This is a genomic window from Cupriavidus pauculus (assembly GCF_003854935.1).
Taxonomy (GTDB): Bacteria; Pseudomonadota; Gammaproteobacteria; order Burkholderiales; family Burkholderiaceae; genus Cupriavidus; species Cupriavidus pauculus_C.
The window spans coordinates 138,511-160,771 of sequence record NZ_CP033971.1; the positions used below are offsets into that span (position 1 = coordinate 138,511).

Sequence of the window (22,261 nt, forward strand, 5' to 3'; positions counted from 1 at the left end):
ACGCACGCGGCGCTAGCTTGCGGCACCGGTTCTGCGCTACGCAACCGGCATCTTCTGCCGGCTGGCGCGGCGATGCCCGGCCCGATCGGCATCACATGCCGGGATGCGGTGCGTAGAGTCTCCGAAAACACTACGGAGACAATCAATGAACAACCTGCGGCGCGTCCTTCTGATCGCACCGATTGCCATGGCGTGCACCGTGGCTGCGGCGCAAACGACACCGGCCTACCCCAGCAAGCCGGTGAAAATCATCGTGCCGTTCGCACCGGGCGGCACCACCGACCTGCTGGCCCGGATACTCGCCCAGCGCATGACCGTGGCATGGGGCCAGCCGGTGATCGTGGAGAACCGGCCAGGCGTAGGCGGCACCATTGGTGCCGGGATGGTGGCGCGGTCGCCCGCCGATGGCTACACGTTGCTGCTCGGCACCGTCCATCACACCATCGCGCAAGCGGTGTACAAGAACCTGCCCTACAACTTCGGGCGCGACTTCGCGCCGGTCAGCGTGATGGCGATGGTGCCCAACGTGGTCGTGGTGAATAACGCGGTACCGGCGACCACCATTGAGGCATTGGTGGCGCTGGCCAAGTCCCAGCCCGGCAAGCTCAATTACGGCACGGCCGGGGCCGGCACCGCCCATCACCTGATCGGCGAGATGTTCAAGACGCGCGCCGGCGTGGACCTCGTCCACGTGCCCTACAAGGGCAGCGGGCCTGCCGTGGCGGACCTGATGGGCGGCCAGGTGCAGGTGATGTTCGACACGCTGACTTCGGCGCTGCCGCAGATCAAGGCCCACAAGACCCGGGCGCTGGCGGTCACCACTGCCCGGCGTGCCTCGGCCATGCCCGAACTGCCGACCCTGTCGGAAACCGTGCTGCCGGGGTTCGACGTCGGCACCTGGTTCGGCATCGTGGCCCCGAGCGGCACGCCCGCGCCCATTGTCGACAAGATACAGGGCGAGATCCGCCGCATGGTCGCCGCGCCCGAGGTGCGGCGGCAACTGCACGACATTGGGGCCGAGCCCGTCGGCAGCACGCCCGCGCACATGGGTGCACAGATCAAGGCCGAACTCCAAGCGTACGAGACGCTCGCAAAGCAGGTCAAGCTCGTCGTCGAGTAAGTCACCGGCCACTTCCGATTTCACCACTACTGGAACCACATACCCATGCCATCGAACAGGGAACCCCGGACGCTTTACGACAAGCTCTGGCAGAGCCATCTCGTGCACGTGAACGACGACGGCGAAGCGCTGCTCTACGTCGACCGTCACCTGCTTTACGAAGTGACCAGCCCTCAGGCCTTCGAAGGTCTGCGCGCGGCGGGCCGTGCGCCGTGGCGCCCCGAAACTGTGGTCGCCACGGTGGACCATAACGTGCCCACCACTCGGGCCGAACGCACGAGCGTTGACCGCATCGCCGATCCCTTCTCGCGCCAGCAGTTGCAGCAACTTGGCAAGAATTGCCGAGAATTCGGCATCTCGGCATTCGAACTGGGCGATGTCCGCCAGGGCATCATCCACGTCGTGGGTCCGGAGCAGGGTGCCACCTTGCCCGGCATGACGGTGGTGGCCGGCGATTCCCATACCAGCACGCATGGCGCATTCGCGGCGATGGCATTCGGGATCGGTACGTCCGAGGTGGAGCACGTGCTCGCGACGCAATGCCTGGCCATGCGTCCCATGAAGACCATGTGCGTCAAAGTGGAGGGCAAGCTGGCCACGTCTGTCACCGCGAAAGACCTGATCCTGGCCATCATCGGCCGCATCGGCATGGGCGGCGCCACAGGCCACGCCATCGAGTTCGCGGGCAGCACCATCGCGGCGCTGTCGATGGAAGGCCGTATGACGCTGTGCAACATGGCTATCGAAGCTGGCGCGCGGGTTGGCTTGGTAGGCGTCGACGACACCACGATCGACTATCTGCGTGGCCGGCCGTACAGCCCGGCCGGCGCCGAATGGGACCGGGCCGTGCTCCATTGGCGCACGCTGGTCAGCGACGCCGGCGCCCGCTTCGACCGCACGGTGGAGATTGATGCGAGCACCATCGGGCCGATGGTGACGTGGGGCACGTCGCCCGACATGGTGGTCGCGGCTGATGGCCGAGTGCCAGACCCGGCCCGGGAGCCCGATCCGATTCAGCGTGCGAGCATGGAAGCCGCCCTGGCCTACATGGGGCTCGCGGCAGGCACGCCCATGCGCGACGTCGCGATCGACAAGGTCTTCATTGGCTCGTGCACGAATTCGCGCATCGAGGACCTTCGCGCCGCCGCGGCCGTCGTGGCGGGCCGACGCGTGGCCGATTCGGTGCGCCTGGCCTTCGTGGTGCCGGGCTCTGGCCTGGTGAAGGCGCAGGCCGAAGCCGAGGGGCTGGACGGGATCTTCCTATCGGCCGGCTTCGAGTGGCGCGAGCCGGGCTGCTCGATGTGCCTGGCGATGAACGATGACAGGCTGAGCGAAGGAGAGCGGTGCGCGTCGACGTCCAACCGCAACTTCGAAGGCAGGCAGGGCGCCGGCGGGCGCACCCACCTCGTGAGCCCGGCGATGGCCGCCGCGGCAGCCATCGCCGGCCATTTTGTTGATATTTCCCGGGAGACACGTTGAATGGAACCGTTCAAGACGCTAGACGCGGTGGTGGCGCCGCTGGATCGCCGCAACATCGACACCGATGCCATCATCCCGAAGCAGTACATGAAGTCGATCTCGCGTACCGGCTTCGGCCAGCACCTGTTTGACGAATGGCGGTATCTGGATCGTGGCCGCCTGGGCCAGGACGCATCGACGCGCCCGCTGAACCCGCGTTTCGTGCTGAACCAGCCTTGCTATGCGGGCGCGCAGATCCTGCTGGCCCGCGAGAATTTCGGCTGTGGTTCAAGCCGGGAGCACGCACCGTGGGCGCTGCGGGATTTCGGCATCCGCGCACTGATCGCGCCGAGCTTTGCCGACATCTTCCACGCCAACTGCTTCAAAAACGGCATCCTGCCCATCGTGCAACCGTCGGCAGTGGTGGACGACCTGTTTCAATGGGTCGGCCAGCAACCGGGCTGCACGCTTCAGATCGACCTCCAGGCGCAGATCATCTCACTGCACGGCCGCACGATACCGTTTGACATCGCCCCAGGGCGCAAGCACCGCTTGCTGCACGGGCTGGACGACATCGCCGTGACGCTGCAGCAGGCAAATGCCATCCGCGCCTATGAAGCCAAGCGCAGGGTATCCGAGCCTTGGCTCTTCGCCTAGGGGGCATGGGGACTTGGCGCGGCCAAGATTTCCCGTTGCTGCCACGATGTGATCGAGCTTCCGCGCGGCTGATAGCTCTTCGCCGATCGAAGTTTCTTCGGAATGGACAGATTGGCCGAAGTTCGACGACGCATCTTTCGATACGGCCGTTGGCAGGCCCCGGCCGTCGGAGTACCGGAGCTAACCACGCAGCAGCCAGAGGTTCGGCCGAAGCGGACTCCCTGATTTAGCCCGTACACAAGGACTGTCGAGGCTTTGCGCAAGAAACTTAGGGGGCAATTTCAGATGTGGGTACGGGCGCTTCCCGACCTCAAACGCGTGATCGCATAGCACCCGGGCCAGCGCCGGTCCCTTCCACTCCAATGAGACACAAGTCCGCCAAGTGGACGTCTGGCGGTACGGTACAGCGCTTGACCGCTTGACCGCTTGACCGCTTGACCGCTTGACCGCTTGACCGCTTGGACGTGCAGCCTATGCTGTAGAAGAGCCGTCAAAAGCGCCGCTATTCTTATGAGGATCGGCTGCTGAAGGATGGCGGGACGCAGCGCCAGCGCACCGTCCCGCAGGTCAATCGCGGACCGCGCATGGTTCGCAGTCGATAGCAGCGCTCGTAGCATCTGCTCATTTAACACTAACGATCCAGACCCGGAGGAATCCGTTCCCGTGATTGCATGCTTTCAGCGCAGCGGATCGGTGCTGCGACACAGTGCGGCGCTACTGCCATGGCTTTTCCTCCAGGCCATGCTCGTTCCAGTCGAAGCGTTAAGCATGGAGTTCCGCTTCTATCAACAGCCCGAGCTTAACCGGCGAATGATCATAGCGGAAGGACGCATCGATGAGGGCGATGCCGACAAGCTTCGCGCGGTTGCGCGACTCGCGGACCGCGATGACGACGGACTTGTGACACTGATCCTGAACAGCCAAGGCGGCAACGTCGAAGCAGCGTTCAGACTCATCGATGTCATGGACAAGATTCGCGTCTATACCGTTGTTCCAGACAACGCTCAATGCGCGTCCGCCTGCGCTTCGATTTTGTTTGTCTCCGGGGAGCGCCGCGGCATTCTGGGATCGGGAAGGCTGGGATTCCATAGCTGCTACAAACGGACTGGACAGTCCTACGTGAGCGATTCGCTCTGCAACGAGATCGTTGCCGCAAACGCAATGCAACGAGGCGTCAGTCATGCCGCCATCAACCGCTTTGTCGCCGATCACGGAGCGCGCGACATGGCTTGGCTCGGACGTGGCGTCGCCTGCAGATTGTTGCAAGGACTATGCAAGCCCGGCAAGTTGGAGGATCTTCCGGCAACCCGCAACGCCGTGATGCGCAGCCTAGATTGCAGCAAGCTAAACTCCACCGTCTTGCAGCTAATCTGTGGTGACACTGAGTTGGCTCGCGTCGAGCGCGACCTCGCCGATCTATACAGGGAAAAGCTGTCTGAAAGCCGCACCAAGGCGGCAATCCGAGACGATCAACGTGACTGGGTAAGGCGTTCGCGCAATCAATGTACGGACAAGACCTGCTTGCTTCGTGCATATAGGCTTCGCATCGAGGAACTGCGACGGGCGCGGTAGCGATAGCGCTTTTGCGGACGCACGCAGAGTGCTTCTGTTCCGTCCGTCTAGTCACCCCTGGTTGCGGAACGTGCGCCAGTCTTTAACACCAATTTATCACCGTGCGATCGCCGCTGTGAGAGACAGGAGCGAACGGAATCGGGCAGGCGATGGCGAAGCGGACGTCACAAAATTGTCTCCCCCTGGCTTGCCCTCAATTGAAACTCCGGGGGCACTGGAACGCCCACGGTGTCCTGAGCCCAAGGTCCAATGGCAAGCCAAGCGAGCATCGTGCAAATTAATGTCGGAATTGTCGGCTCCGTGCGGTCCTTGTGCGCAGCAAGCGACATCCGAGGCGACCACGGGAGACGGAAGATGAACACGCGGGGAGCAATGGCGAAGGCCGTTACGGTTGCGATTGTGTTCCTGAGCAGCATCTCAGCCGCAGCTACTGAGCAGGCGCAGCAGCGTCGTCAAGGCAGGGATGTGCGCCAGGACACGAGGCAAGATGCACGGGAGAATAAGCAGGATTGCCGGGCGGCAAACCAGCAGAGCAATTCACAGTGCCGCCAGGACAAACGGCAAGCGAAGCAGGGCGGGCGTCAAACGGCTCGCGACATCAAATACTAGATGGCTCGGCACGCTCTCAGCGTGCGCAAACGTCGCTTTTATACCGTTCAGATCATGCGACGTGTTAGATAGGTCTGGCTAGCTCCCATCGGACGCCACGGTCTTGTTTGTGGCGTTCGGCAGGCTTGTCAAGGTCACACCCCTTGACGTTTATCGTGCGCCCCCTCGGCAAATCGGTTATCCCACGCCCCGTCTCAACCCTCGAACGCGACGACTGCTGGTCCTTTAGTCGGGCCAACCTGCAGCGGGACTTGTCGACACTCGCGGCGATTCCAGGCCAATCGACGTCATTCTCCACGTCCCAGTTGCATCGGCCGGGAAGAGGAACAGAAGCCCGCGCCGACATGTAGACGGCACTTTGGGGCAGAGAGCGCGCTTGCACCACTGCGACGGCAGCCTATGCTGAACGAGAGTCGTAGCCCCAGCTTGGCGCTCTCTTTCGCCTGCCCAAAGTCGCTGGGTAGGCATAGCCGTGCAAGACTCGAAAGTGAACGGTGCAACGTGATGCAAACTCCTCGCAAGTGGCTTCGGTCCGGACTTGTCGGCGTGGCTCTGTGGCTGTCCGGCACGCTTTCGGTCCTCGTATGGTCCGCCCTGCCGTCCGCACCAGCGTCTGCACCACCAGCCCCGAACACCGCCAGAAGGCTTGACCTGACCGTGAAGCCCTGGCGGGGCGACTTCGACGCGATGCTCGAACGACGCGTGATCCGGGTGCTCGTCCCATTCAGTCGCTCGCTCTACTTTAATGATCGGGGGCAGGAGCGTGGGCTAACCGCCGATTTCGCGCGAGACTTTGAGCGATTTATCAACAAGACTTACGCGGGCAAACTGGACAAGCGGCCCGTGACAGTGGTGATGATCCCGACAACACGGGACCGTTTGTTGCCGGCCCTTAACGAGGGTCTTGGAGATATCGCCGCCGGCAACTTGACCGTCACCGACGAGAGATTGAAGCAGGCCGATTTCGTTACAGCAAGCGCGCGTAAGCCCACCCGGGAATTGATACTGACGGGGCCGAAGTCGCCAGCGCTCACCACCCTCGACGATCTGAGCGACAAGACTGTCCACGTGCGCCGCCACAGCAGCTATTACGAAAGCGCGAACGCGCTCAATGGCCACTTCCGCCAATCGGGTAAGCCGCCGATGAAGATCGTGCTGCTGCCCGATGCGCTGGAGGACGAGGATGCGATGGAGATGATGAATGTGGGCCTTCTCCAGATTCTGGTGGTGGACGACTGGAAGGCGCGCATGTGGGCGCAGATGCTGCCACAGGTAAGAGTCCACGAGAACATCGCCGTGCGCGAAGGTGGCTATGTGGGCTGGGCCATACGCAAGCAGAGTCCCCAGTTGCAGGCGGCCGTCAGCGACTTCTATGAAAACTACATCAGGAAGCAGAGCATCGCAGAGATCCGACTGAAGCAGTATATGCAGGGGATCAAGCAGATCCACAACAACTCTGAGAGCACCGAGCTCAAGCGGTTCACACAGACGGTCGCAATTTTCGAGAAGTACGGCCAGCAGTACCGCTTTGATCCCCTGATGTTGGCGGCGCAGGGCTTTCAGGAATCGCAACTCAGGCAGGACGCTAAGAGCCGGGTTGGCGCGGTCGGGATCATGCAAGTGATGCCCGCCACCGGCAAGGAGTTGAACGTTGGTGACATCAAGGTGGCTGAGTCGAACATCCACGCCGGAGCCAAGTACCTGGATCAACTCATGAGCCGTTACTTTCAGGACGCCAAGTTCTCCGAGGTTGACCGCCCGCTATTCGCGTTCGCCAGCTATAACGCGGGGCCGGGAAACATCGCGAAAATGCGGAAGCTGGCGGTAGATCGCGGGCTCAACCCCGATGTCTGGTTCAACAACGTCGAGATTGTCGTAGCGGAAAAAATTGGAGTGGAGACGACGACATACGTGAGGAATATTTATAAGTACTATGTGTCTTACCGGCTGCTCAAGGACGCTGAGACACAGCGGCAGCGTGCGGTACAGCAGATCAACCGCTGACCGCATCGGTTAATGCGCGTGGGAGTGCTTGGCCGACCTGTGATGGCGGTGGTGTGCGCAGTGTTCGCTTGCTGCGAATTACTCGCAAGCACAGGTAAGGTCCGCGCGATATCCGGCTGAGTTGAATGCCGCTTCACCAGAGGAACCGAGCAGTCCAGCTTCGCGCCTGAGACGCGAGATAGCCACTGGCAGAAGAAAGGCATTCGCCGTCGCCCGGGATACGATGTCGGGCCAGACTTGCGCCTTGCAACGCGGTCGGGGACGCATTTACGGGGATTCCTATCCGAGGAACTGGCATCTAAAATCGGAGCCGTTGGGCTGAGGGCAAGTACGGACGCGCGACCACCTCCCCCCTGATGAAGGGGGGGATTGAGTCCCGGCTGCGCCGAGCCATCCAAAGGGCTTGCTAGGGCAACGAGGCACCGCCGAGACGTCCTGTCTTCGCAAGACGGAATCCCAGGATACCCCGCCTTTCCTCCTTACGAGGCGGATGCTTGTGTGCACGATAATGGCCGAAGAGCTCGTTACTAAGGAACTCAATGCGCATTCCGCCAATGAAGAGCATCGTTGCCTTTGAGAGCGTTTCCCGCAACCGAAGCGTCAGTAGGGCAGCAGAAGAACTTGGTTTGACTGCGTCGGCGGTCAGCCATCAACTCGCCAATCTGGAGGAGGCTATCGGCCAGCCGCTGTTCTTTCGCCAAGGCCGGGGTCTTGTCCTTACGCCCGTCGGTGAGCAGTATCTCCGGGACATCACCGGAGCTCTCGCGGAGCTCAACAGGGCGACCGAGCGTGCCTCCACCCCTGCAGCAATTGACATCCTGCGCGTTCATACCAGCCCAAGCTTCGGACTTATGTGGTTGCTTCCGCGGCTGGGGACTTTCCAGGCTGACAATGGCGATATTCAGATTAACCTGTCGTGCTCCTACGAGGATGTGTCCTTCACCGCCGGCTTCTATGACGTGGACGTGCGGCATGGCCACGCACACTGGCGAGATCTTGAGGTTAAAACGCTCCGACACGAACGAATTCTTCCCCTCGCGTCGCCTGAGTACCTGAGCAAGAATCCGGTTCAAAAACCCGCCGACCTTGTGCAACGACGGCTTATCAACTCCGAAACTCCGCTGATTCGGTGGGAGCAGTGGTTTGCGCGGTTCGGAGTGCCCGCGATGCATAAGAACTTCGACTTCGCTTTCGACCGTTCATACATGTCACTAGAAACGGCTGCCCTGGGTCTAGGGGTGGCACTTGAGAGCTCGCTCCTCGCATCGGTGATGCTACGGAAAGGGACGTTGGTTCCTGTGTTCGAAGAGCAATATTCAGTGGAGGTCGTCAGCCATCACGTGGTGTATCCAGCCCAAAATGCCGACTTGCCGCGGGTCCAGCGTTTCCTGACCTGGCTCGATCGGGAGGTCAATCGCCGTCAGGAGGGTGCGGACTAACGGGGTTTTCCCTAATCTCGTGAACCCTCGATATCTGAAAATTTCTCAGCAATAGTTGAAACCGAATGCATTGATTGGAAGTGCTCCAGAGACAAAACTCGACCCATCAACACACCACGCATAACCAAGGAGACATGAGATGCTGGTCGAGAACAAAGTAGTCATCGTCACGGGAGCAGCCTCGCCTCGTGGTATCGGCAAGGCAACTGCCCGCGCGCTGGCGGAACAGGGCGCAAAAGTAGTCATCGTCGACCTGCAGCTCGATGCAGCCCAGACAGCGGCCGCGGAACTGGGTGACGGCCATCTGGGACTGCGCTGCGACGTCACGGACAAAGCATCATGCGACGCTGCGGTGCAGGCCACTATCGAGCGCTATGGCCGCATTGATGGTCTCGTCAACAATGCCGGTATTACACAGCCAGTCCGCACGCTCGATATCGGTGCCGCCAATTTCGATGCGGTTGTTGATGTGAACCTGCGCGGTACGCTTTACATGTCACAGGCGGTACTGCCGCAGATGAAGGAGCAGAAGAGCGGAAGCATTGTCTGCATGTCGTCAGTTTCCGCGCAACGCGGCGGCGGCATTTTTGGCGGCCCGCACTATAGCGCCGCGAAAGCCGGCGTTCTCGGGTTGGCTAAGGCCATGGCCCGGGAATTTGGCGGCAATCGTATTCGCGTGAATTCCGTTACTCCTGGGCTGATTCAAACCGACATTACCGGGGACAAGCTGACCGCCGAAATGCGGGCAGACATTATCAAGGGTATTCCGCTTGGACGGCTTGGCGATGCCGCTGACGTAGCCAACGCTTGCCTGTTCCTGGTCAGCGATCTTTCCACATATCTCACTGGCATCACGCTGGATGTGAACGGCGGCATGCTGATTCACTGATAGCGGCCCGAGGGCCGCCTCCCCACCATGTCAAAGCACCCGGGACCACCCGGGGCACCGGCAGGAGACATTCCATGAAGACCAAGTATGCAGCGTCGGCCCTTGGGGCCGGCATGGTGACAACGCGCGCCGATGAAGCCACGTTCGAGTCTCGCACCTACGGCAAGGTGATGCGGAGGCTGATTCCGTTCCTGATGCTGTGCTACCTGGGAGCATACCTTGATCGCGTCAATGTGGGCTTTGCCAAGTTGCAGATGCTGAACGATCTGCAATTCAGCGAAACCATTTATGGCCTTGGCGCCGGTATTTTCTTCCTGGGTTATTTCATCTTCGAAGTGCCGAGCAACGTCATCCTGCACAAGGTGGGCGCGCGCAACTGGCTAGCGCGCATCATGCTGACCTGGGCGGTCATCTCGGCGGGCTTCGCTTTCGTCAGCACGCCAACGCAGTTTTACGTACTGCGTTTCATGCTCGGTGTCGCCGAGGCCGGCTTTGCACCTGGTGTCATCCTTTACCTCACGTATTGGTTCCCGTCGGAGCGCCGCGCGAAGGCATTGTCGATGTTCTTCATGGCGATTCCTTTGGCCGGCATCGTGGGTGGACCGCTGTCGGGCTGGATCATGCATGAATTCCACGGTGCGCATGATCTGGCCGGCTGGAAGTGGCTGTTCCTGATCGAGGCATTGCCTTCTCTGGTTCTCGGTATTGCCATTCTGTTCTATCTCGACAATGGCATCCAGGGCGCAAAATGGCTCACTGATCAAGAAAAGGCGTTACTCCAGCGTAATGTGGAGGGTGACAACGCCCAGAAGGTGCAGCACGTTTCGATTCGTGCCTTTATGGTGGATCGCCGGCTGTGGTTGATGGCTGCCATCTACTTCTGCGTGGTGCTGGGCCAGTATGGTTTGACGTTCTGGCTCCCGACGATCATCCGCAAGACTGGTGTCGCGGACCCGCTATGGGTTGGCATCCTCACCGCTGTGCCGTATCTGTGCGCCATCGTTGCACTGCCCCTGATTGGCCTGTCGGCCGACCGTCGGCGCGAGCGCCGTCTTCACTTGGCCATTCCGATGCTGGTGGCTGCTATTGGCTTTGCCACGCTGCCAATGCTCGGCAGTGTTACCGCAGCAGTCATTTGCCTCTGCATTGCTGCTGCCGGAATCATGACCTCGTCATCACAGTTCTGGGCACTACCCACGGCCGTACTGGGCGGGATGTCGGCGGCAGCAGGTATTGCTGCGGTGAACTGTGTAGCGAACCTGGCAGGCTTCTTCTCACCCGCCATCGTAGGCTGGCTCAACGACTTCACTGGCAAGTCAACTGCGGGCCTGATCTTCATCTCGGCAACGGTCGTTTTCGGCGCGCTGCTCGTATTCCTGGTGCCGGCGAAAGCTGTGAATCGCTGAGCCAACCACCATCCAACGGAGTCAATCATGAGTCGTACAAATCTCGAGGCGCCTGTCTCGCTGGCAGAACGCGCCTATCGCATCCGACGCAATGCCATCCTGATGGGCGAAGTCCAAGGGCAGGGCTATGTCGGCCAGGCTCTCGATATCGCGGACGTGCTTGCCGTCGCCTACTTCGGTGCCATGAAGTACCGTCCAGAGGATCCGCAATGGGATGGCCGAGATCGCTTCCTGCTTTCCAACGGTCATTACGCGATTGCGCTGTATGCCGCGCTGCTCGAGGCGGGCATTCTGCCTGCCGATGAACTCGAAACTTACGGAAGCGATGACAGCCGATTGCCCATGTCGGGCATGGCTAGCTACACACCGGGTATGGAGATGTCCGGTGGGTCGCTTGGCCAAGGCCTCACGATTGCCGTGGGTCGTTGCCTGGGCCTGAAGCGCAAGAACTCGGATGCGTTCGTCTACACGCTGTTTTCGGATGGAGAACTGGACGAAGGATCGATCTGGGAAGGCATCCTGTCCGCCAGCCACTGGAAGCTGGACAACCTTATCGCCATGGTTGACGTGAACAACCAGCAGGCCGACGGACCGTCGGCGCAGATTCTGGCGTTCGAGCCACTGGTTCCGAAGCTGGAGGCGTTTGGCTGGTATGTGCAGCGTGTGGACGGCAATGACATCGATGCGGTAGCCACGGCCTTTGACAACGCCCGCGCGCATAAAGAAGCGCAGCCGCGAATGATCGTCTGTGACACGCGAATGGGCTGCGGTGTGCCGTTCCTTGAGCAACGCGAGAAGAATCACTTCATTCGGGTGGATGCGCACGAATGGCAACTGGCCCTGCAGGCCCTCGAAGATGGGAGAAAAGCATGAGCAGCAGCATTCAATCGGGCAAGCCCCGCCTGAAGACCTCGGCCATGATTGCGTCGATCGCTGGCGAAGGGCAGACTACGCGGTCGGCGCCATTCGGTCACGCGTTGACGGCACTGGCGGCCGAGCGACAGGACATCATCGGCATGACGGCTGACCTGGGCAAATACACCGACCTCCATATTTTTGCGAAGGCCTACCCGGATCGCTACTATCAGATGGGCATGGCGGAGCAACTGTTGATGGGAGCGGCCGCAGGCTTTGCGCACGAAGGTGCAGTTCCCTTCGTCACGACCTACGCAGTGTTTGCAACGCGCCGCGCATACGATTTCATGCATCAGACGATTGCAGAGGACAACCTGAACGTCAAAATCGTCTGCGCGCTGCCCGGGCTTACCACCGGCTATGGCCCGAGCCACCAGGCTGCGGAGGACTTGGCGCTGATGCGTGCGATGCCGAGTATGACGGTCATCGACCCATGCGACGCCATCGAGATCGAACAGATGGTGCCAGCCATTGCGGCACACGACGGCCCGGTCTATACCCGCCTGCTACGCGGCAATGTGCCGGTGGTCCTGGACGAGTATGACTACAAATTCGAACTTGGGAAGGCGAAGCTGCTCAGGGATGGTGCCGACGTGCTGATCATCTCGTCCGGGATCATGACGATGCGCGCCTTGGAGGTTGCGAAGGAATTAGAAGCTGACCGTGTCGGCGTGGCCGTGCTGCATGTCCCCACCATCAAGCCGCTCGACACGGAAACCATCCTGCGTGAGGCGCAAAAGTCGGGTCGGCTGGTGATTGTGGCGGAGAATCATACCGTCATTGGGGGGCTTGGAGAGGCGGTTGCTGGAACATTGCTGCGCGCGGGCGCGCACGTGCCTTTCAGGCAAGTGGCTCTGCCCGACGAGTTCCTGGATGCCGGCGCCCTCCCGACGCTCCATGACCGCTATGGCATTTCCACCAACGTGGTTATTCAGTCGATCAAGAAATGGCTTAGCGAGTAGAAGGAGTTGGAATGCGGCACCGACAAGCGACGGTGCCGCATATGCCGATATGGTCTTAAACTGGCGAGCCTGATTCAAGACTGTTGGGAACTTCTCACGCGAGTCTTCCGAAAAATCGGGTTAGCTCTCGAGCGCGAAATTCCCGTATCCGAGCGTCCGAAGTTCACTGCCATCCGGCAACTGAAACGCTGCCTCTGTACGACCGAAATTGGCCGGCCTCGGCCCTCGGTCCACCTGGGTAGGACCTAACGGCCCGTCAGATTGCTCCAAACCGGGCAATGGCGCGGCGCCTTGGGCTCACTTGGAATCAGAGCCTGAGGTTCGGTCGTGCCTGCCGGATTTCAACTCCACTCGTACCGAGAGCGTGAGCATTAGGGTGGGTAAGCCAGGCGATGTCATTTCTGGACGACAACTTTCCAACCCATACAAAACCTACGCCCAGCGAGAAGAGGCCTAGGCGTCACCGCACGACGCATTCTGACATGACTCAATCAGCTCCGGAATCAAGTAGAGCATGAGTACCTCTTGCCAAGTCGGCCGGAGGTTGAGACCCTCATCGACGTAACAAGCTTGTTTGCAGCCTCCACGCAACGGTAAATCGCCAGCCTAGCCAAATCGGGATGCACCAAGCCATAACCATAGACGGAACCCGCGCCGTACGCCCACTGGCTGGAACGCTACCGCGCGCAGTCGGCCTGAACCTGAGCCAGCGCTGGCCGGGTCAGAAAGATCCGACCAGCGTACCCAGCACGATCACGGCCACAAGCGCCAGCAGCGGCCCAACGATGCCGACCATCACGATGCCGCCGTAGCTTTGCTTGTGCGTGGTGCCGCAGACGGCCAGCAGCGTGACCACGGCGCCGTTGTGCGGCAGCGTGTCGAGCGTACCGGCGCTCATCACGGCCACGCGGTGCAGTACAGCCGGATCGAGCCCGATTTCGAGCGCACGCGCCAAATAGGTGCTGCCCAGCGCGTCGAGCGCGATGGTCAGGCCGCCCGATGCCGAGCCGGTCAGCGCTGATAGCACATTCGTCGCGACGGCCAGCGATACCAGCGGCCCGCCCTCAATCGATAATACCCAGTCCCGTACCACGGCAAAGCCCGGCAGCGCGGCCACCACGGCGCCAAATCCGACCAGGCTGGCCACGCTGAGCACCGGCAAGGCTGCCGCGTGCGCGCCTGCACCCATCGTTTCGCGCAGCGCGGTCAGGCGACGCCAGTTCAGCAGCACCAGGCAGAGGATGGCCGCCGCCAACGCCACGATCACCGACCACACGCCGCCCACGGCCTGCAAGGTGGTGGCGCCCCATTCGGGCAGGGCCAGATAGTCCGCGTCAAGGCGCGGCAACACGACCAGGCTCATGGTCAGGTTCACGGCAATCACCACGATCAGCGGCAGCAGCGCCACCAGCGCCCCGGGCGGCTCGGCACTGCGCTGGCCGTGACGCGCTTCGGCCGGATCGAATTCGTGCGCGGTGCTGGCGCGCTCGCGGATCAGCGGCCGTTCGGCCACCTCGGCCACTTCCGCCACCCCGTCCACGCCGGCAGACCCCCCGTCGCCATAGCCCTCGCCTTTGCGCCGCGCGGCGCCTTCGCAACGCGTCAGCCACCACATGCCGAACGCCAGCATCAGCAGGCTGGCGATGATGCCCAGCCCTGGCGCTGCGAACGGCTTGGTGCTGAAGAAGGGCATCGGGATCGCATTCTGGATGGCCGGCGTGCCGGGCAGCGCCGACATCGTGAAGGTCGAAGTGCCCAGCACGATGGCCGCCGGCATCAGCCGGTGCGGGATGTCGGCCGCACGAAACAGCGCATGGGCCATCGGCGCCAGCACGAAGAACGCCACGAACAGGCTGACCCCGCCATAGGTGAGCAGCGCGCCGGCCAGCACCACGGCCAGCATCGCGCGCCGCGGGCCCAGCGTGCGTGTCATCCAGTCGGCAATCGCGCTCACCGATCCACTGTCGTCCATTAGCTTGCCGAACAGCGCGCCAAGCAGGAACAGCGGAAAGAACTGGGCCACGAAGCCCGCCGCTGTGCCCATAAAGGTTTGCGTCCAGTGTGCCAGCAGAGGCTCGCCCGCCGTGGCGGCAGCCAGCAGGGCGGCGGCCGGGGCAATAAGAAGGATGCTCCAGCCACGGAATGCCATCCAGATCATCGCCGCAAGGGCGATGACGATGCCTAGCAAGCCCATGGGTCAGACCTCCTGCAGCAGTTCGTCGAGATTGAACGACGAGCAGTTGCCCAGCGCATCGCCGTGCATCCCCAAGAACTGCTCGGCCGCCGCGCGGCCTTCGTCGCGCAGCATGCACAGGAACGGCCATTCGGCATTCATCTTCGACGACGAACCGAAGTCGGCCATGCGCTCGCTGGCAATGCGGTGGATGCGCATGTCGGCCCATTGGGCACCCTCGGCGTCGCCGGGGTCGGCCACGCGTTGCAGTACGGCGATCATGCGCAACTCCTTGAGCAGGGCGGCATTGAACGAAATCTCGTTGACCCGGCTCAGGATGTCGCGCGCGCTGCGGGGCACGCCGGCGCGGGCCACCGGATTGATCTGCACAAGGATGGTGTCGCGCGACTGGCATTCGCGGACCAGCGGCGTGATGGTGGGATTCCCGGCGTATCCGCCGTCCCAGTACGGCACGCCGTCGATCTCCACGGCCTGGAACACTGTCGGCAGGCAGGCCGATGCCAGCAGCACGCTGGCCGTGACCTCGGTGTTCTTGAACACGCGGCCGCGCCCGGTTTCCACATTGGTGGCGGTGACAAACAGATGAATCGGCGCCTGGGCCAGCACATCGAAATCGATGGTGGCCTGCAGCACCTCGGCCAGCGGATTGCTGCCGGCGCGGTTCAGGTCGTAGGGCGACCAGAGGCGCGCGGCCAGGTCGGCGGCAACAAAAAGCGGGGAGTTGTCGAGCGTCCAGCGGCCCAGGATCACGTCGAGAGGGGTGCGCCGGAACGGGCTGAAGCGGGCCGCATCGGACACCCGCTGCCAGAACGCCTCCAGTGCCCGGCGGGCCCCCGCGGCGCCATCGAGCGCGTGGCCGTAGACCAGCACGGCGGCATTCATCGCCCCGGCCGAAGTACCCGATATCCCGTCGATATTAAGCCACGGTTCTTCCAGCAGCCGGTCCAGCACCCCCCAGGTAAAGGCGCCATGGGCCCCACCGCCCTGCAGCGCCAGGTCGATCAGCAGCGGCTCGCGCGCCGGGGGGGACTTGCCTTCCTCGTTCATCCAGCACTCCCGAAGGTGACTCACGTGAGGTACAAGCCCCTCTATTATTTGTTGTGCAGTGCAACTTCCGCAAGGTTGATTGCTGGATCACTTATGCAGGAGCTTTGGAAGAGGTTGCGTCAGGGTGGGTGAGTGACTTGACGAGGCGCCTTCGCGGCCACGGGAAGGTCGTCAGAAAATCATGACAATCATGACTTGCAGTGTTTTAGGTAAGGCGCTTAATGCGAAAACACAGAGCTGTGGAGAACGGCGGCTAACATCACCCGGTGTGCGATGGCGAGGCGCGACTAAGGGCATTTTGGGACATTCAATATGTTCGCCCGGGTCCGGGTTCACTTTCGGGCGCCTGGGCGAGATACTATGTTTTGGCACAAGCTTATGGCCGAACGCGGACTCGCGTCCGCGCAAGGCTAGCGCAACGGAGCGGGGCTCAGATGCGCTGGCCGCCCGATACCTCAATGCGTTGCGCATTGATCCACCGGTTATCGGGGGAAAGCAAACTCGCAATCATAGGGCCGATATCGTCGGGCACGCCGACGCGGCCCAGAGCGGTCATCGCTGCGAAGGACTGGTTCAGCTCGGGATTGTCTCGCACCGCACCGCCGCCGAAGTCGGTCTCGATTGCTCCCGGTGCCACCGTGTTGACCGCGATGCCACGCTGGCCCAACTCCTTGGCCATGTAGACCGACAGCACCTCGATGGCGCCCTTAGCCGCTGCATAAGCGGCATAGCCGGGATAGCTGACGCGTGTCAGGCCCGACGATAGATTGACGATGCGGCCGCCATCGGCAATCAGGGGCAGCAGCGCTTGCGTCAGGAAGTAGACGCCTTTGAAATGCACCTCCACCAGGCGATCAAATTGCGCCTCGGTAGTATCGGCGATCAGTGCGTAGTCGCCGTGCCCAGCGTTGTTGACCAGATGGTCGAACGAATTGCGGCCCCAATGCTGTTGTAACGCCTTCCGCAGTTGTTCGGCGAACGGCGCAAAGGCGGCGACAGCCCCGGAGTCAAGCTGGAACGCCACCGCCTTGCGTCCCATGGCCTCGATCTCAGCCACGACGGCTTGGGCGTCCTGCGCCCGGCTTTGATAGGTGATGATGACGTCTCCGCCCTGGCGGGCGATGCTCAGTGCGGTATTGCGGCCGAGCCCACGGCTTGCGCCGGTAACAACGGTGATTCGGGTCATGTCTGGCTCCTGTCTCTAGTGTGGATGACTGGAAGCCAGTATCGAATTCCACCGCCTCGAAGGGTTGTCCAAAACTCGGCGATTCTTGCCTAATCCTGCAAATGCGTCGCGCCGCTGCAGCCACAGGTGTAGTCTTGTCGCCATGGAATCAACACTGCTCTCCGCCGTCCGACGCTATGCCGACGCCCATTCCGATGCAGCGGGCACGGCCCTGACGCCTGTTCCCGGACTCACCATCATCCAGGCCACGTCGGCGAGCGCGCTGCACTATTCGATCTCGCGGCCATTGATCTGCCTCGTACAGCAGGGCAGCAAACGCGTGACGGTAGATGCACAGAATTTCGATTTCACCGCTGGGGATTCGCTGGTGATTTCGGCCGATGTGCCGACCGTCAGCCAGATCACCGGGGCAAGCATAGCCGCCCCGTATCTGTCGCTGGTCATGGAGCTCGATAACCTGCTAATCGCCGAGCTGTGCCAGGAGATTGGCACTGTCGGCGATATCGATGAGACGCCCGTACGCGTCGATCGTACCGATACGGAAGTCACAGACGCTGCCTTTCGCTTGATGCGTTTGCTCGATCGTCCAGCGGCTGTCCCAGTATTACGGGCACAAATCGTGCGCGAACTGCACTACTGGTTGCTGATGGGGCGCTACGGCACGGCAATCCGAAAGTTGGGCAAGGTAAATAGTCACGCGCAACGCGTGGCACGCGCGGTGGCCGTGATTCGCGCTGAGTTCGACAAGCCGCTGACTGTGGAGCGGCTCGCAGCGGTGGCAGGCATGAGCCAGGGTGCCTTTCATCAGCATTTCCGTTCAGTGACATCGCTGACACCGCTGCAATTCCAGAAGTACCTTCGCCTCATCGAGGCCCGGCGCTTGATGCTGTCGGAGGGCGTAACTGCCAGCCGGGCGGCCTTCGCCGTCGGCTATGAAAGCGTGCCGCAGTTCACGCGCGAATACGGACGCATGTTCGGCCAGTCGCCGGCGCGAGATACGCGGACGGCGCGCAGCAATATCAAGGATGCGGCATAAGGCCCATTATTGCCAAAATGGTACTTTGACCCCATGGGGAGGCGCACCGGGGAGCTCTCACACCTGCCGTCGGTTTTGCGCGAGGAGGCAAGCTGGAGCCGGTCGATGCCGAGCCCGCCATTACCCTCTAGGAAGGCCGCCGCTTGCGCCTAAGCCGGGGAGGAGGCGCGAGGAAAGCGAGTTTTTCATCCCGGGCCAGCCTCGTGCCAAGCTTATTTGACTTGTACTTTATACATCACTTTACTTCGAATAAAGCTTATGTTAAATTAGGTGCGTAGATCAGAATCAATTTCCCATCTACAGGATGCCCAAGTGTGGCGCGCGCGACCGTCGACTGGAGGTCACATTAACCCTAGCATCTCTCTCCCCAACCCAATGGATGCCGGGTGGTGGCTTTTGAGCACCCTAGGGAGGGCTTCGAAGACTAAATTTAAATTTCGCGGCCCGCTTGGCGCGGTTCTGCACAACGTTTGGCATCTGACGATGCTCGGAAACTGAATTTAAGGCGCCGCAGGCAGCGCAACGGCATCGCCAGGCTTACCCTTAACCTTCGCGGGTCTGGGCGGCCTCGGCGGAGTTCTCTCCGCCATGCGCTTGACGGCTTCCTCGTGAACGTAAAGGGACTCGATAACATGCTCCATAACTCCCACCAGAACGTTCAGATCCTCCTCTGAAGGGATATGGCCTCGATGAATGGTCGCGTGGCCGACGTCGAGCACCGATTCCAGTTGTTTTTTCATGAGGAGAGACACATGCCCTTGCTGGAAGAGCTTCTCGAGATTCTCATCGAAGCCGCGATGATCGCCTCCGATCTTGTCTATCATCGCTTGTTCTAGGGCGGCGCGTACCCCCATCGCAGCGAGGTGCGGCATGTCATTTTGAAGCGCCTTATAGATCTCATTGCAGATCACGCGCACCGGCTCTTTCAAGCCTTGCGGGCCAAACCAACGCGACATCCACTTCGGCGGCTTTCGTAGGGCCGCAGGAGGATAGTCCGTTACCGTCGACTCGCCAAACATGCCAGATCCTGTCCAATCATTGCGAAGCTTTACGTTCCGACAGCCGCCGCATTGGATAGTCAAGTCAGTGTTCTCTTCCCAGCCGTCTTGGTCGCCAAGGTGTTGCGCTACGATATGAAGCACCGTATGCCAGGTGCGGCAGCCGCAAACGTTGCAGAATGACTGAACGCTGTCCCCTAAGTTGAAAGCCATCTCGACCCACCCCAAGAAATATCCCTCAAGGCGCCAATTCTAGCCGTGTCAGAAGAGGCGACCCCGCTCCGCGACCGTCCAACTCGCGATGACCAGCTCGCGGCCACCCTGCAGAAATGCCGAAACGCGCTCGGGACCGATGAAAGGTCGCAGCAATGTCGCGCGCGGCCGAACCTAAGAACCGAGGTGCGAACCAGTTACGTCCGGCGAAAGTGCCACCTCGACGACGTGTCCAGCCGCGGTCTCGTAATGAAGCACATGCCCATCAAGGCGATGCTTCTTTTCCTCATCTAGCGTCGGCTCAAACACGTGCCTCCGCACAGCAGGCACGGTGTCACCGCTCAGTACTGTGGCCCGCAAAGTTCCTTTCACCGGAACATTGGAGGGAGTGTGGTCAAACACAACTAGGCCCGAACCCTTCCCTCGCACCCAAATCCCGGGAATTCCGGATCCGTCGCCCTCCCAGCCGCCGCGAACGGGATGCCGCCTTCCCATGGTGTTTCGCACCGGGTTGTGGGTTCATGAACTGGCGGTTGACTTTCCCATGACGCTATGTAGACTTACAACATAGGGGGTAAGCGTATGAAGATGTCTCAGTCCGGGTTGTTAGTGCTGAAGGTTTTTTTGGAGCATGCCAGTGCACCGATCTATGGCTATACCTTGATGCAGGCAGCCGGCATATCCTCGGGCACGCTCTATCCGTTGCTGGCGCGATTTGAGGCCGAAGGACTTCTCACAAGCGCCTGGGAAACGTCCGACCCGGCCAAAGCAGGCCGTCCACGGAGACGCCTCTACCGGATGACGGCGCACGGTACGCGCGTTGCCACAGAAGTCTTGAGCCAACTTCGAGGAGGTGTGCTGGTATGAGCGAGACCCTGACCAGCATCCTGGTGTTTCTTGTTGGCCTCGCTTTTGCCGAACTGAAGGATTGGCTGCCCTGGCTGGCCCGGAAGGTGGTGTCACACGCAGGGCGGCGGTTGTCCCCGGAAATGCGTGAACGCATGGAGGAGGAATGGCTGGCCGAACTGGAGCAGATTCCAGGCAAGCTATCACCGTTGTTGTTTGCAGTAATGCTTTGCCGTGCGGCAAAAAAAATGCGACAGGACGCCCTCCCAATATCGCCAGAGGAGTGGCTCACGCGGAGGTTTGACGTGATCTTCGCCGTCGCCGTGCTGATCGGCGTCTTCCCACTGCTCCTTATCTTGTGGCTTCTGGTTCGACGACAGTCGGTTGAAGGGGGACTGATTGGACGGTCGGCATATGGTCAGGGTGGCAAGCCGGTTCGACTATATTCCTTTGCGCTTCCGGTGGATACGACCGGGCGTCTCACGCCGCTGGGCAAGTTCTTGTATAGAACCCAGTTTCATATGTTGCCGCGGTACATCAATGTCGCTAACGGCTCGCTAGCGCTCTTCGGTCCACGCCCGCAGTGGCCGGTCGCAAAACACGATCGCACCGGTGCCGACGAACTTTCTGTACGACCGGGCCTCGTTCCGTTCGAGGCTGACGGTGTGCGCCTGTGCACTGGGCCGTCCTTACGCGAGCGGTGCATTGGACTAGGGCGGGTAGCTTGGCGCGGTTGGAACAAGCCGCTGTGAATGTAACGCCCCGACGGCGCCGGGTTCGGCTATCGTCCCGCGCGGCGGATCGGTCGCGAAGCACCCCATAGCTCTCAACGCAGGTTTGGGCGGAGTCACCAGCCTGCGGTGCGAACTGCTGTCCGTCCTTCGGAATGCCGATGGGTCCTTCCTCACCAAGAAATCGCCGGCGCTGGAACATGAAGATCGACGGAAATGGGTAAGCGCAACCGCGGGTCCGTGAGGGTACTAGACAATCTTTTCTATGCCGGCCCGTCCTAGGACGGGTCAGGATCTCGAGCTCGACACACTGCAAAAGCACGGTGGCGCTGCTCCAGCGTACCAACCAGATCCACGCCTTGGGCATCAACTTGGGCGACGCCACGCGCAGGCAGATTGGGGCCGAACGACCTGGAGGCTATCTCGCTGTGGCTGGCGAACTATGTAGAGAGCCTGGCGACGCACGCGAACTATCGAAGGGAAGCCGATCGGCTGCTCCTCATGGGCCCTCGCGGATGCCCTGGCGGAGCCGGCAGCCATCGACGCAGGAGGACCTACGCCTGTTCCGCGCTTTTCTAGCGACGCCGGCGCCAAGCAATTTGGCCGAACAACGCGACCAAGCCCGCGCGCGATGGCTCACCACCCTCCTCTACCTGTTGGGTCTACGAATCTCTGAAGTCGCTGCCTGCACGATGGGCCACTTCGTGCGGGAGTTGAGCGCACCGCCGCCAAGGTGAATCGACGCAAAGCCATCGGATGAAATGGAGTAAGAGGTCCGGCTGCTCGGCACCACTGCAATGCGCTCGGGTGCCGCAAGGCGGACAGTTCCGGAGCTACCAGGAAGTATTCAGTTTGCCCTGAGGTAACATCGCCCCCGAAGGGGCGGAAGTTAGCTCGAATTCTTTGACTTACTTGGTCCGGTACCGGTCCCGGCGGGTAGCCACGCGTTCCGGCATGCCACAGTTCTGTGAGGAGTGTT

Annotated in this window: 18 protein-coding genes; 14 read left to right on the forward strand and 4 right to left on the reverse strand. The window is 61.3% G+C overall.

Features of this window, described 5'->3' with window-relative positions:
- Positions 1-145: 145 nt before the first annotated feature.
- The 11 genes from EHF44_RS27335 to EHF44_RS27385 all read left to right on the forward strand — a co-directional run bounded on the left by EHF44_RS27335 (position 146) and on the right by EHF44_RS27385 (position 13,031).
- The gene (locus EHF44_RS27335) at positions 146-1,120 is read left to right on the forward strand and encodes a tripartite tricarboxylate transporter substrate binding protein (RefSeq protein ID WP_124686911.1); all 975 of its coding nucleotides are present in this window, start codon (positions 146-148) and stop codon (positions 1,118-1,120) included.
- 45 nt (positions 1,121-1,165) lie between these two features.
- Positions 1,166-2,599: a 3-isopropylmalate dehydratase large subunit gene (leuC, locus tag EHF44_RS27340; RefSeq protein WP_124686912.1), complete on the forward strand. Its 1,434-nt coding sequence runs from the start codon at positions 1,166-1,168 to the stop codon at positions 2,597-2,599.
- A complete protein-coding gene (leuD, locus tag EHF44_RS27345) occupies positions 2,600-3,235 on the forward strand; it encodes a 3-isopropylmalate dehydratase small subunit (RefSeq protein ID WP_124686913.1) in 636 nt (211 codons plus the stop codon).
- Between the two features lie 768 nt (positions 3,236-4,003).
- Positions 4,004-4,807: an ATP-dependent Clp protease proteolytic subunit gene (locus EHF44_RS27350; RefSeq protein ID WP_253700494.1), complete on the forward strand. Its 804-nt coding sequence runs from the start codon at positions 4,004-4,006 to the stop codon at positions 4,805-4,807.
- 372 nt (positions 4,808-5,179) lie between these two features.
- Entirely contained in the window at positions 5,180-5,416 is a 237-nt protein-coding gene (locus EHF44_RS27355) for a hypothetical protein (protein ID WP_124687077.1), read from the forward strand.
- 504 nt (positions 5,417-5,920) lie between these two features.
- On the forward strand, positions 5,921-7,420 hold the full coding sequence (locus EHF44_RS27360; protein ID WP_124686914.1) for a transglycosylase SLT domain-containing protein: 1,500 nt from the start codon (positions 5,921-5,923) through the stop codon (positions 7,418-7,420).
- A 539-nt stretch (positions 7,421-7,959) separates the two neighbouring features.
- A complete protein-coding gene (locus tag EHF44_RS27365; RefSeq protein ID WP_124686915.1) occupies positions 7,960-8,859 on the forward strand; it encodes a LysR substrate-binding domain-containing protein in 900 nt (299 codons plus the stop codon).
- A 139-nt stretch (positions 8,860-8,998) separates the two neighbouring features.
- Entirely contained in the window at positions 8,999-9,748 is a 750-nt protein-coding gene (locus tag EHF44_RS27370; protein WP_124686916.1) for an SDR family NAD(P)-dependent oxidoreductase, read from the forward strand.
- Between the two features lie 74 nt (positions 9,749-9,822).
- Entirely contained in the window at positions 9,823-11,154 is a 1,332-nt protein-coding gene (locus tag EHF44_RS27375) for an MFS transporter (RefSeq protein WP_124686917.1), read from the forward strand.
- A 27-nt stretch (positions 11,155-11,181) separates the two neighbouring features.
- Complete coding sequence (locus EHF44_RS27380) at positions 11,182-12,027, forward strand: transketolase (protein WP_124686918.1); 846 nt, start codon at positions 11,182-11,184, stop codon at positions 12,025-12,027.
- On the forward strand, positions 12,024-13,031 hold the full coding sequence (locus EHF44_RS27385) for a transketolase family protein (protein ID WP_124686919.1): 1,008 nt from the start codon (positions 12,024-12,026) through the stop codon (positions 13,029-13,031). The genes EHF44_RS27380 and EHF44_RS27385 overlap by 4 nt, the downstream gene beginning before the upstream one ends.
- A 721-nt stretch (positions 13,032-13,752) precedes the next feature.
- On the opposite strand, the gene EHF44_RS27390 is transcribed toward EHF44_RS27385, so the two are convergent.
- The 3 genes from EHF44_RS27390 to EHF44_RS27400 form a co-directional block, all read right to left on the reverse strand.
- Positions 13,753-15,225 (reverse strand): GntP family permease, encoded by a 1,473-nt coding sequence (locus EHF44_RS27390; protein WP_124686920.1) that lies wholly within the window; start codon positions 15,223-15,225, stop codon positions 13,753-13,755.
- Positions 15,226-15,228: 3 nt separating this feature from the next.
- Positions 15,229-16,272 carry a patatin-like phospholipase family protein gene (locus EHF44_RS27395; protein WP_124686921.1) on the reverse strand — a complete coding sequence of 348 codons (1,044 nt, stop codon included), beginning with the start codon at positions 16,270-16,272 and terminating at the stop codon, positions 15,229-15,231.
- 430 nt (positions 16,273-16,702) lie between these two features.
- A complete protein-coding gene (locus EHF44_RS27400; RefSeq protein WP_124686922.1) occupies positions 16,703-17,458 on the reverse strand; it encodes an SDR family NAD(P)-dependent oxidoreductase in 756 nt (251 codons plus the stop codon).
- 142 nt (positions 17,459-17,600) lie between these two features.
- Between EHF44_RS27400 and EHF44_RS27405 the strand changes: the two genes are divergently transcribed.
- Positions 17,601-18,494 carry an AraC family transcriptional regulator gene (locus EHF44_RS27405; protein ID WP_124686923.1) on the forward strand — a complete coding sequence of 298 codons (894 nt, stop codon included), beginning with the start codon at positions 17,601-17,603 and terminating at the stop codon, positions 18,492-18,494.
- Between the two features lie 500 nt (positions 18,495-18,994).
- On the opposite strand, the gene EHF44_RS27410 is transcribed toward EHF44_RS27405, so the two are convergent.
- Positions 18,995-19,513 (reverse strand): DUF4145 domain-containing protein, encoded by a 519-nt coding sequence (locus tag EHF44_RS27410; protein WP_172966218.1) that lies wholly within the window; start codon positions 19,511-19,513, stop codon positions 18,995-18,997.
- Positions 19,514-20,287: 774 nt separating this feature from the next.
- On the opposite strand from EHF44_RS27410, the gene EHF44_RS27415 reads away from it, so the two are divergent.
- Both EHF44_RS27415 and EHF44_RS27420 read left to right on the forward strand, forming a co-directional pair.
- On the forward strand, positions 20,288-20,572 hold the full coding sequence (locus tag EHF44_RS27415) for a PadR family transcriptional regulator (protein ID WP_124686925.1): 285 nt from the start codon (positions 20,288-20,290) through the stop codon (positions 20,570-20,572).
- Positions 20,569-21,303 carry a sugar transferase gene (locus tag EHF44_RS27420; RefSeq protein WP_124686926.1) on the forward strand — a complete coding sequence of 245 codons (735 nt, stop codon included), beginning with the start codon at positions 20,569-20,571 and terminating at the stop codon, positions 21,301-21,303. Before EHF44_RS27415 ends, EHF44_RS27420 begins: the two co-directional genes overlap by 4 nt.
- Positions 21,304-22,261 lie beyond the last annotated feature (958 nt).

Coding starts and splice junctions, on each gene's coding strand:
- EHF44_RS27395 (WP_124686921.1), bottom strand. CDS start 16,272: ATGAACGAGGAAGGCAAGTCCCCCCCGGCGCGCGAGCCGCTGCTGATC.
- EHF44_RS27360 (WP_124686914.1), top strand. CDS start 5,921: ATGCAAACTCCTCGCAAGTGGCTTCGGTCCGGACTTGTCGGCGTGGCT.
- leuD (WP_124686913.1), top strand. CDS start 2,600: ATGGAACCGTTCAAGACGCTAGACGCGGTGGTGGCGCCGCTGGATCGC.
- EHF44_RS27335 (WP_124686911.1), top strand. CDS start 146: ATGAACAACCTGCGGCGCGTCCTTCTGATCGCACCGATTGCCATGGCG.
- EHF44_RS27365 (WP_124686915.1), top strand. CDS start 7,960: ATGCGCATTCCGCCAATGAAGAGCATCGTTGCCTTTGAGAGCGTTTCC.
- EHF44_RS27355 (WP_124687077.1), top strand. CDS start 5,180: ATGGCGAAGGCCGTTACGGTTGCGATTGTGTTCCTGAGCAGCATCTCA.
- EHF44_RS27370 (WP_124686916.1), top strand. CDS start 8,999: ATGCTGGTCGAGAACAAAGTAGTCATCGTCACGGGAGCAGCCTCGCCT.
- EHF44_RS27390 (WP_124686920.1), bottom strand. CDS start 15,225: ATGGGCTTGCTAGGCATCGTCATCGCCCTTGCGGCGATGATCTGGATG.
- EHF44_RS27375 (WP_124686917.1), top strand. CDS start 9,823: ATGAAGACCAAGTATGCAGCGTCGGCCCTTGGGGCCGGCATGGTGACA.
- EHF44_RS27415 (WP_124686925.1), top strand. CDS start 20,288: ATGAAGATGTCTCAGTCCGGGTTGTTAGTGCTGAAGGTTTTTTTGGAG.
- EHF44_RS27380 (WP_124686918.1), top strand. CDS start 11,182: ATGAGTCGTACAAATCTCGAGGCGCCTGTCTCGCTGGCAGAACGCGCC.
- EHF44_RS27420 (WP_124686926.1), top strand. CDS start 20,569: ATGAGCGAGACCCTGACCAGCATCCTGGTGTTTCTTGTTGGCCTCGCT.
- EHF44_RS27350 (WP_253700494.1), top strand. CDS start 4,004: ATGGAGTTCCGCTTCTATCAACAGCCCGAGCTTAACCGGCGAATGATC.
- EHF44_RS27410 (WP_172966218.1), bottom strand. CDS start 19,513: ATGTTTGGCGAGTCGACGGTAACGGACTATCCTCCTGCGGCCCTACGA.
- leuC (WP_124686912.1), top strand. CDS start 1,166: ATGCCATCGAACAGGGAACCCCGGACGCTTTACGACAAGCTCTGGCAG.
- EHF44_RS27400 (WP_124686922.1), bottom strand. CDS start 17,458: ATGACCCGAATCACCGTTGTTACCGGCGCAAGCCGTGGGCTCGGCCGC.
- EHF44_RS27405 (WP_124686923.1), top strand. CDS start 17,601: ATGGAATCAACACTGCTCTCCGCCGTCCGACGCTATGCCGACGCCCAT.
- EHF44_RS27385 (WP_124686919.1), top strand. CDS start 12,024: ATGAGCAGCAGCATTCAATCGGGCAAGCCCCGCCTGAAGACCTCGGCC.